This window comes from Vulcanococcus sp. (assembly GCF_044369115.1).
Lineage (GTDB): Bacteria > Cyanobacteriota > Cyanobacteriia > PCC-6307 > Cyanobiaceae > Vulcanococcus.
The window spans coordinates 22684-30361 of the sequence record NZ_JBIPMN010000005.1 but is presented as its reverse complement, the minus strand read 5'-3'; the positions used below and the strand labels follow the sequence as shown (position 1 = coordinate 30361).

Sequence of the window (7678 nt, the reverse complement as noted above, 5' to 3'; positions counted from 1 at the left end):
CTTCGAGGCCGGCTTCACATCCCTGGCCCACAGCGACGAGGACATTGACGCCACCATCGCCGCCTTCCGCGAATGCTTCGCAGCGGTGGCCTGAGTTCCACTGATCCGCTTGTTGCCAGACGCCGCGGGAGCGCCCGTCTGGCTGGAGCCGTGGCAGCCGCTCTGGCCGTGTTGGCGTTCCTCGGACGCAGCAATGATCCTGCCGCTCAGCGCCTGAACCCAGAGGCGCCGCTGAGGCTTGGTGCCGCTCTGGCCCTCACGGGCAACGCGAACCTCTACGGCCAAGACCAGCGCATGGGCATCGGCCTGGCGAAGGGCTGGCTGCAGGCTCAGCCGCACCCCCGCCGAGTCGAGCTGCAGCTGGAAGATGGCGCCTCCGATGAACCCAGCGCCATCGCCGCCTTCAACCTGCTGATCCGCCGGGGGGTGATCGCCCTGATCGGCCCGACCCTCTCGCAGCAGGCCTTCGCTGCCGATCCGATCGCCCAGCGCCAGGGCGTGCCCGTGGTGGCACCCTCCAACACGGCCCAGGGTATTCCCCAGATCGGTTCGTTCATCAGCCGCGTGTCGGCGCAGAGCTCGGTGATCGCGCCGCTCTCCATCGATGAAGCGCTGCGCCGCGAACCAACCATCCGCCGCGTGGCGGTGTTCTTCGCCCAGGACGACGCCTACAGCACCGCTGAAACCGCCATCTTCCAGAAGGTGCTGGCAGCCCGAGGCCTCAAGCCGGTGAGCATCCAGCGCACCCAGCTCGCCGACAACGACTTCCAGAACCCGATCACCGCCGCCCTGCAGCAACGGCCGCAGCTGGTGGTGATCTCAGCCCAGGCCGTGGATGGCGGCAACCTGATCCGGCAGCTGCGGGAGCTCGGCTACCGCGGCCAGATCGTGGTGGGCAACGGCCTCAACACGCCCAACATCTATCCGATCTGCCAGCGTTGGTGTGGTGGCGTGCTAATCGCCCAGGCCTACAGCCCGGAGCTCAGCACCCCGGTGAACCTCGCCTTCCGGCGCCTGTTCGCAGAGGCCAACCAGGGCCGCACCCCGGGCCAGATCGCGGCCCAGGCCTGGACCGCTTACCAGGTGGTGTTTGAAGCGATCCAGCGGGTGCAGATGCGCGGCGGATTTGAGGGCCTCACCCTGGGCGAAGCGCGGCAGCAACTGATGAAGGAACTCCTCAGCGGCCGCTACGACACCCCCCTCGGACCAATCCGCTTCCGCCCCGACGGTGAAGTGGTGCAGGGGCGGTTTTATGTGGCCGAAGTGCGCATGGATGCAAGCGGGCGCAACGGCCGTTTCACCCTGGTGCGCGAGCAGGAGCTGCCGAAGGGAACACCGTGATCGACACGTTGCTGCAGACCCTCCTGAACGGCGCCGCCAGCGGCGGGGTGTATGCCCTGGTGGCCCTGGGCTACACGCTGATCTTCTCGGTGCTGGGGGTGATCAACTTCGCCCAGGGCGCCCTGTTCAGCCTCGGCGGCTATCTCACCTATCTGCTGCTCGGGGGCAAGATCGGGGTGAATGGTGCCCTGCCGGGCTGGGGGCTACCGATCGGACTGCCGTTCTGGCTGGCCCTGCTTCTGGCAGCCCTGGGTTCGGGAGCCATGGGGCTGCTGGTGGAGCGCATCGCCTTTGCGCCTCTGCGCCGCCGTGGCGCCGAACCGCTGCTCTCACTGATCACCAGCTTGGGGGCCGGCGTGGTGCTGGTGAACCTGCTGCAACTGCTGATGGGCGCCGAGGGCTACGCCTTCCCCCACGGCGCAGCCGACCTGGCCCACCTACCGGAATCACTGCTGCTCGGCGGCGCCCGCATCCGCACCATTCAGGTGTTGCTGCTGGCGATCTCGGCGCTTGCTGTGGCCAGCCTCAGCCTCTGGTTGGAGCGGAGCCGCAGCGGCAAAGCAATGCGAGCCGTGGCGGAAGATCCCACCACCGCCACGTTGCTGGGCATCAACAGCGTGGCGGTGCTGCGCCTGGCTTTTCTGCTGAGCGGGATGCTCGCAGGGCTCGGCGGCGGCTTGATCGGCATGAGCGTGAGCCTGGCGGGGCCCTACTTCGGCATCAGCTACGGCCTCAAGGGCCTGGCGGTGCTGGTGCTCGGGGGCCTGGGCAGCGTGCCGGGCGCGATCGTGGGTGGGCTGTTGATGGGTCTTGCAGAGGCGCTGATTCCTTCGGAGGCCTCCGGGTGGCGGGATGCGCTGGCCTTCGCAATCCTGTTCGCTGTGCTGTTGTTGCGCCCCAGTGGGCTGTTGGGCCGCCGCCAGCTGGAGAAGGTCTGACGGGATGGGAAGGGTGCTGTGATCGATAACGGCCTGCTGGTGCAGATGATCCTCGGGGCCCTTCTGGGGCTGTCGGTGTATCTGCCGATGGCGGCGGGTCAGCTCTCGCTGGCCACGCCCGCCTTCTATGCCGTGGGCGGCACTCTGGCGGCACTGCTCTCCACCCAGGGCAGCACCCAGAGCTCGATCGGCCTCTGGGCTGTGCTGGGGGAAATGCTGCTGGCCGCAGGCCTCACGGCAGGCCTGGCGCTGCTGGTGGGGCTGCCGGTGCTGCGGCTGCGGGGCATCTATCTCGCCATCGCCACCATCGCCCTGGTGGAGATCGTGCGGGTGGCCATCCTCAATCTGCCCTTCACGGGAGGGGCCGCTGGCATCTTCGGCATCCCCCAACCGTTTCAACAACCCTTTGGGTATGTGCTGTTCAGCGGTGCTGTGCTGGCGGTGTTCGGCTGGCTGTTCCAGCGCCTGGAAGCGAGTCGCCTGGGGCGCTCGATGGCCGCCATCCGTGATGACGAGCTCGCCAGCCGCTGCATGGGCATCCACACCACCCGGGTGAAGCTCACCGCCTTTGTGGCCAGCGCCGTGCTGGCAGGCATCACGGGAGTGATCGCAGCTCATTACCTCAACACGTGGAACGCCCGCCAGGGCAGCTTCGATGTGGCCATCACCACGCTCGCCTTCGTGATCCTGGGGGGCTCCCGCAGCTGGCTGGGCCCCGTGGTCGGCGGACTGCTGCTCACGGCCTTACCCGAACTGCTGCGGCCGGTGGGAGATCTCCGGCTGGTGCTGTTTGGCTTGGTGATCCTGCTGGGCCCGGTGTTCTTCCCCCAGGGGCTGATCACCCCAGCCCTGCTGGAGCGGCTGGGGAGGTGGAAGCCATGAGCAGCCAATCCAACGGAGTGCCCTTGCTTGAACTGCGGCAGATCAGCCGTCAGTTCGGCGGTTTGCAAGCCCTCAACGAGGTGAGCTTCCAGGTGGAGGAAGGCGAGATCTTCGGTCTGATCGGCCCGAATGGCGCCGGCAAAACCACCCTGTTCAACCTGCTCTCAGGGGTTACGCCAGCCTCCAGCGGCACGATCCACTGGCGCGGCCAGGCGATTCAGGGCCTGAGCCCGGATCGCCACAACCGCCTCGGGATCGCCCGCACCTTTCAGAACCTGCGGCTGTTCACCGGGCTGAGCGTGCTCGAGAACGTGCTGGTGGCCCTGCATCGCCAACCCCAGGGCAACAGGCTCGATACCCTGCTCAACAGCCCTCGCTTCCGCCGACGCCAAAGCGAACTGCGCGAGCGGGCCCTGCAATTGCTGGAGGAGTTGGGCCTGGCCGATCAAGCTCATCGCCAGGCCTCAGGCCTGGCCTACGGCGATCGCCGCCGGCTGGAAATCGCCCGAGCCCTGGCCACCGCACCAATGCTGCTGCTGCTGGATGAACCAGTCGCGGGCATGAACCCGCGCGAGAAGGAACAGCTGTGCGAGCTCTTGGCCCAGCTACGCCAACGCCATCAGCTGACGCTGGTGGTGATCGAACACCATGTGCCGCTGTTGATGCAGCTCTGCGAGCGGTTGGCGGTGCTGGATTTCGGGCGGCTGATCGCCCTCGGCACCCCTGATCAGATCCAAAGGGATCCGCGCGTGATCGAGGCCTACCTCGGGGGTAGCCAATGAGCAGCCACATCGAACCGCAGGCCACAGCCCAGGCTCTGCTGCAGATCGATCAGCTGCAGGTGCACTACGGCAGCGTTCAGGCCCTGGCTGGGGTATCTCTGCAGGTGCAGCAGGGCGAACTGGTGACGCTGCTTGGCTCCAACGGCGCCGGCAAGAGCACCACCCTGCGGGCCATCTCACGGCTGGAGTCCGCCAGCGGCGGGCGGATCCTCTGGCATGGCGCCGACCTCGCGGCCGTGCCGGCCCATCGCACCCTCAAGCTCGGCATCGGTCACTGCCCAGAGGGTCGGCGGCTGCTCAACCGCCAAAGCGTGGCCTTCAACCTCGAACTCGGTGCCTACCTGCGCCGCGATCGCGAGGCGATCGCTGCCGATCTGGATCGCTGCTACAGGCTGTTCCCGCGCCTGGCGGAACGGCGCCAGCAGCAGGCGGGAGCCCTCTCCGGCGGTGAGCAGCAGATGCTGGCAATCGCCCGGGCGTTGATGGGGCGGCCGGAGCTGCTGATGCTCGATGAACCCAGTCTGGGCTTAGCCCCGAAGCTGGTATCGGAGGTGATGGCTGTGCTGGCAGAGCTGCATGGCAAGGGCCAAACGATCCTGCTGGTGGAGCAGAACGCCCAAGCTGCCCTGGACATCGCCGATCGCGGCTATGTGCTCGAAGCCGGGCGGATCCAACTGCAGGACAACGCCGCGGATCTGCTCAAGAATCCCGAACTGAAGGCGGCGTATCTGGGGAGCTGATCAACGGCCATGGGGAACGCATGGATTGGCCTCGGCCGCGAACTGCTGGCCAGCCGCTGGAGCCTGCTGTTGCTCTTCACCGCTGCGGCCCTGATGGCCCAGCTGGATGCAACGATGCCGATCAGCCAATTGATCGGCTGGTTTGTGGTGTGCGGGCTGGGCCTGGTGCCCTTGGCCCGGATGATCGCCGAGATGGTGGAAGCCCTGGCCGATCGCCTCGGCGATCGCATCGGCGGCTTGGTGAGTGTGGCCCTGGGCAATCTGGTGGAGCTCGTGGTGTCGTTCACCGCCCTGGCCAGCGGCCTCTACGAGCTGGTGGTGATCTCCATTGCCGGCGCCGTGATCACCAATTGCCTGCTGATCCTCGGGATCAGCACCTGCCTGAGCGCCCGCAACACGGCCACGATCCGGATCCATCCCCACAGCACCGGATTACAGAGCCAGCAACTGCTGGTAAGCACGATTTTTCTGGCGGTGCCCTCGATCTTTTTTGTGCGCCTGCACCAGGGAATGAGCGACGGCAGCAACCGATTTGATGGCTTTGCCACCTACTCCACGGTGGTAGCGGGCCTGGTGCTGGTTTTCTATCTGCTGGCGTTTGTCTATCAACTCGGCACCGGTCGCAATCTCTATGTGCGGCAGCAATCGGAGCAGGTGCTGCCACCCACCGGTGAAGAACGCCCGCTGGTGGTGCTGATCGGCACGCTGCTGCTGGTGAGCCTGCTGCTGGTGGGTGTGTCCGAGCACCTGGTGGAATCGCTGCAGCTACTGGTGGATGGGGCTCACCTCAATCCGCTGTTTGTGGGTCTGTTCCTGCTGCCGCTGTTTGGATCCTTCCCAGAAGGGCTGATCGCTGTCAAAGCCGCCCTAAGCAATCGCATCGATCTCGCGATGACGAGCACGGTGGAGTCGAGCGTTCAGCTGCTGCTGTTTGTGCTGCCGCTGCTGGTTCTCTGCGGCATACCGATGGGCCGCTACCTGCACATGGCGATCCCCGGCGATGCCCTGTTCTGCCTGGGGGCCACGGTGCTCGCGGTGCACTGGATCACCGAAAACCGCCAGCTCAGTTGGTACGAGGGATCGTTGTTGCTCACGCTCTACGCCGTGATAGCAAGCGGCAGCTTGTTGCTGGGAGCCTGAGGCGCGCTGGTTTGCAAAGCGCCTCAGGGCGCCTCAGGGCCGCTCGGCCACAGCCGCAGCATCCAAGCGGCGTGGATCCGCGGTTCCCAGGCTGCCCATGATCTCGCCGGCAATGGGTCCAGTTCTGTAACGCACCTCCACGGAGTTGGCCGATCCCATGGCTGCCACCAGTTTCACCACGTGTCCGCGACGCTCCAGCAGCGTCAGCGTGTCAGGGCTGAAGCCCTGCTCAATGGTGATCTGATCGGGCCAGAGCTGGCTGTGCAGACGGGGCGCAGCCACCGCGGAAGCCAAGTTGAGGCCATGCACCAAGCGATTGAGCAACACCTGCAGCACCGTGGTGATGATGCGGCTGCCGCCGGGGCTACCGGTGGCCAGCAGTGGTGTGCCATCGGGACGAAACACCAGGGTGGGGGTCATTGAACTGAGGGGGCGGCGGCCTGGCGCGATGGCGTTCTGGCTGCCCTGCCGCAGGCCGTAGGCATTCGGGGCACCGGGTTTGGCGGTGAAATCGTCCATCTCGTTGTTGAGCAGGAAACCAGCTCCCGGCACCGTGATGCCGTTGCCATAGGCCGTGTTGAGCGTGGTGGTGGTGGCCACCAGCCCGCCATCGCGATCCACCACGGAGAGATGCGTGGTGTTGGTGCCGCCAAGCGCTGGGCTGGGTTCGGCCTCCAGCTCGGCCGCCGGTCGATGGCGATCGGCACGAATGCGTTGGCGTTGCTCGGCCGCATAGCGAGCACTGAGGAGACGATCCAAGGGCATCGCCACCTGATCGGGATCACCGAGCAGGCGATTGCGGTCGCGATAGGCCAGGTTCATCGCCTCCACCATGGTGTGGATCGTGGCGGCACTGTTGAGGCCGCTCTGGGCAAGCTTGAGCGGCTCAAGCACGTTGAGCAGCTGCAGCAGCGTGGCGCCACCACCGCTGGGAGGCGGCATGGTGAGCACCCGTTGGCCCTGGAATGTGGCCTGCAGGGGCGTGGCCCAGGGGGCTTGATAGGCCGCCAAATCAGCAGCGGTGATCAGGCCACCGCCAGCCCGCATCAGGGCCGTGAGCTGCTGAGCCAACCGCCCGCGGTAGAAACAGCTGGAGCCTTGCTGGGCAATGCAGCGCAAGCTTGCGGCAAGTTCCGGCTGCCTGAGCCGTTCCCCGGGCCGATAGGGCTGGCCACCGGCCTTGAAGAACTGCCGGGCGCTGGCGGGATGGGCCTTGAGCAGCGGCGCCGCAGCCTCGAGGGAGCCACTCAGTTCAGCCCCCACCGGGAAGCCTCGCTCCGCCAGCTCGATGGCGGGCTGCATCACCGTGGCCAGGGGCAAACAGCCATACCGCGCCTGCACCCGGGTGAGGCCCGCCACTGTGCCTGGCACCCCCGTGCTGAGCAGGCTGCGCAGAGCCCGCTCACGGTTCACGCTGCCGTCGGGGTTGAGAAACAGATCAGGGCCCGCCGCCTGGGGCGCCGTTTCGCGGAAGTTGAGGGCAACCGCCTCGCCGCGGCCCACGGTCAGCACCTGGGGAGGAGACGTGTCACGAGCCACGGCTCTGCAGGTGCTGATGGGCCCGCTGCGCGGCAGCCAAAGCACCAGAAATCCACCGCCCCCGAGGTTGCCGGCCTGCGGCAGCGTGACCGCCAGCGCAAACGAGGTGGCCACCGCCGCATCCACCGCATTACCGCCCTGGCGCAGGATCTGAGCACCCACCGCCGCGGCCTGCGCCTCCTGCGCCGCCACCATGCCGCCGCTGGATTCCACCGGATGGAAGCGCTGCGCCTGCTCCTGCAGCAGGTTGGCGTGGGCGGGAGCAATGGCCAGGGCTGCAGCGCTGCCGATGCATAGGTGGTGAAGCAGCACGGCG

Annotated in this window: 7 protein-coding genes; 6 read left to right on the top strand and 1 reads right to left on the bottom strand. The window is 66.8% G+C overall.

Annotated elements, in window-relative coordinates; all coding sequences use genetic code 11:
* Positions 1 to 150 precede the first annotated feature (150 nt).
* Genes ACIQ2E_RS00885 through ACIQ2E_RS00860 form a run of 6 tightly spaced genes read left to right on the top strand, consistent with a single transcriptional unit; the run spans position 151 to position 5823 of the window.
* A complete protein-coding gene (locus tag ACIQ2E_RS00885; RefSeq protein WP_398324820.1) occupies positions 151 to 1341 on the top strand; it encodes an ABC transporter substrate-binding protein in 1191 nt (396 codons plus the stop codon).
* The gene (locus tag ACIQ2E_RS00880) at positions 1338 to 2279 is read left to right on the top strand and encodes a branched-chain amino acid ABC transporter permease (protein WP_398324817.1); all 942 of its coding nucleotides are present in this window, start codon (positions 1338 to 1340) and stop codon (positions 2277 to 2279) included. The genes ACIQ2E_RS00885 and ACIQ2E_RS00880 overlap by 4 nt, the downstream gene beginning before the upstream one ends.
* A gap of 18 nt (positions 2280 to 2297) precedes the next feature.
* Positions 2298 to 3161, top strand: coding sequence for a branched-chain amino acid ABC transporter permease (locus tag ACIQ2E_RS00875; protein ID WP_398324815.1), 864 nt, complete (start codon positions 2298 to 2300; stop codon positions 3159 to 3161).
* Positions 3158 to 3943, top strand: a complete 786-nt coding sequence (locus ACIQ2E_RS00870; protein WP_398324812.1) for an ABC transporter ATP-binding protein — start codon at positions 3158 to 3160, stop codon at positions 3941 to 3943. Before ACIQ2E_RS00875 ends, ACIQ2E_RS00870 begins: the two co-directional genes overlap by 4 nt.
* Positions 3940 to 4683, top strand: a complete 744-nt coding sequence (locus tag ACIQ2E_RS00865) for an ABC transporter ATP-binding protein (RefSeq protein ID WP_398324809.1) — start codon at positions 3940 to 3942, stop codon at positions 4681 to 4683. The genes ACIQ2E_RS00870 and ACIQ2E_RS00865 overlap by 4 nt, the downstream gene beginning before the upstream one ends.
* 9 nt (positions 4684 to 4692) lie before the next feature.
* The gene (locus tag ACIQ2E_RS00860; protein ID WP_398324806.1) at positions 4693 to 5823 is read left to right on the top strand and encodes a calcium:proton antiporter; all 1131 of its coding nucleotides are present in this window, start codon (positions 4693 to 4695) and stop codon (positions 5821 to 5823) included.
* Between the two features lie 33 nt (positions 5824 to 5856).
* On the opposite strand, the gene ggt is transcribed toward ACIQ2E_RS00860, so the two are convergent.
* The gene (gene ggt / locus ACIQ2E_RS00855; protein ID WP_398324803.1) at positions 5857 to 7674 is read right to left on the bottom strand and encodes a gamma-glutamyltransferase; all 1818 of its coding nucleotides are present in this window, start codon (positions 7672 to 7674) and stop codon (positions 5857 to 5859) included.
* Between the last annotated feature and the right edge of the window lie 4 nt (positions 7675 to 7678).

Bases quoted from the DNA above. Each gene is read 5' to 3' on its own strand.
- ACIQ2E_RS00870 (WP_398324812.1), top strand. From the start codon at position 3,158: ATGAGCAGCCAATCCAACGGAGTGCCCTTGCTTGAACTGCGGCAGATC.
- ACIQ2E_RS00865 (WP_398324809.1), top strand. From the start codon at position 3,940: ATGAGCAGCCACATCGAACCGCAGGCCACAGCCCAGGCTCTGCTGCAG.
- ACIQ2E_RS00860 (WP_398324806.1), top strand. From the start codon at position 4,693: ATGGGGAACGCATGGATTGGCCTCGGCCGCGAACTGCTGGCCAGCCGC.